At 47.8% G+C, this 1,580-nt stretch carries 2 tRNA genes and 2 rRNA genes; all 4 read right to left on the bottom strand.

Annotation, left to right across the window (positions count from 1 at the left end):
* Nucleotides 1-765, bottom strand: a 23S ribosomal RNA gene (locus A3751_RS21260); the annotation flags it as partial.
* Between the two features lie 324 nt (nt 766-1,089).
* Nucleotides 1,090-1,165, bottom strand: a tRNA-Ala gene (locus A3751_RS21255).
* Nucleotides 1,166-1,281: 116 nt separating this feature from the next.
* A tRNA-Ile gene (locus A3751_RS21250) sits at nt 1,282-1,358 on the bottom strand.
* 81 nt (nt 1,359-1,439) lie between these two features.
* Nucleotides 1,440-1,580: ribosomal RNA gene (locus tag A3751_RS21245) — 16S ribosomal RNA — on the bottom strand; the annotation flags it as partial.

Raw genomic sequence — 1,580 nt, 5'->3', positions numbered from 1 at the left:
CACTCCTATCCACAAGTCATCCCCTGGCTTTTCAACGACAGTGGGTTCGGTCCTCCAGTCAGTGTTACCTAACCTTCAACCTGCTCATGGATAGATCACTCGGTTTCGGGTCTAATCCTAGCAACTATGCGCCCTATTAAGACTCGGTTTCCCTACGGCTCCCCTATACGGTTAACCTTGCTACTAAAATTAAGTCGCTGACCCATTATACAAAAGGTACGCAGTCACAGAACAAGTCTGCTCCCACTGCTTGTACGCATACGGTTTCAGGATCTATTTCACTCCCCTCACAGGGGTTCTTTTCGCCTTTCCCTCACGGTACTGGTTCACTATCGGTCAGTCAGGAGTATTTAGCCTTGGAGGATGGTCCCCCCATCTTCAGACAAGATAACACGTGTCCCGTCCTACTTAATATGTGATCGCTGTGTCTTCGTGTACGGGGCTATCACCCTCTATTGCTGCACTTTCCAGAGCATTCCACTAACACAACAACCATCGGCTGATCCCCGTTCGCTCGCCGCTACTAGGGGAATCTCGGTTGATTTCTTTTCCTCCGGGTACTTAGATGTTTCAGTTCTCCGGGTTCGCTTCCTACACCTATGAATTCAGTGCAGGATATCCGCCTTATGACGGATGGGTTTCCCCATTCGGAAATCGTTGGGTCAAAGCTCGTTTACCAGCTTACCAACGCTTATCGCAGGTTTCTACGTCCTTCATCGCCTCTGACTGCCAAGGCATCCACCGTATGCGCTTAGTCGCTTGACTATATAACCCAAAGAGTCCTCCAGGACGACCTTTTACCATCCTAGTCTCGAGTCATATAACGACCAAATCGTAACGTTTTCGCCGGATAACGCTTGATATGAATCTCATTTCTTACATTATCCATACTACATACACCATCGCTGATAGTGATGGGCACATAGTATTTAGCATTGCACCATCAATAGTCATCACAACTACTAACAATGCCTTTCTACTATCACATTCCAAATTGTTAAAGAGCTTTCTGATCTCTGATCAGAACTAAAACAACTCAACAAAAGCCAACGCCTTTATCGAATAATTTTAGTTATGAGCAGAAGAAATTGGTGGAGCTAAGCAGGATCGAACTGCTGACCTCCTGCGTGCAAGGCAGGCGCTCTCCCAGCTGAGCTATAGCCCCAATTTACAGCGGTTTTTGCAAACCTTAATAAGGTATATTTTCTATTAGGCGAGGAACGTCTTGCGTCGCGTACTAACAGTACGTGAGCAATGCGTTAACGAAGCATAATGGAAAATTGGTAGGCCTGGGCAGACTTGAACTGCCGACCTCACCCTTATCAGGGGTGCGCTCTAACCACCTGAGCTACAGGCCTTCTAGGGCCTATGCCCTTTCGCTCTCTAAATACCAACCAAGCAATTCGTGTGAACTCTGACCAAAATGAGTCCGTTTCGTTTAAGGAGGTGATCCAGCCCCAGGTTCCCCTAGGGCTACCTTGTTACGACTTCACCCCAGTCATGAACCACACCGTGGTAATCGTCCTCCCGAAGGTTAGACTAACTACTTCTGGTGCAATCCACTCCCATGGTGTGACGGG

The sequence above is a fragment of the Oleiphilus sp. HI0080 genome, from assembly GCF_001635135.1.
Note: the sequence above shows the minus strand (reverse complement) of the source record. Positions and strands in the feature narration are given on the sequence as shown.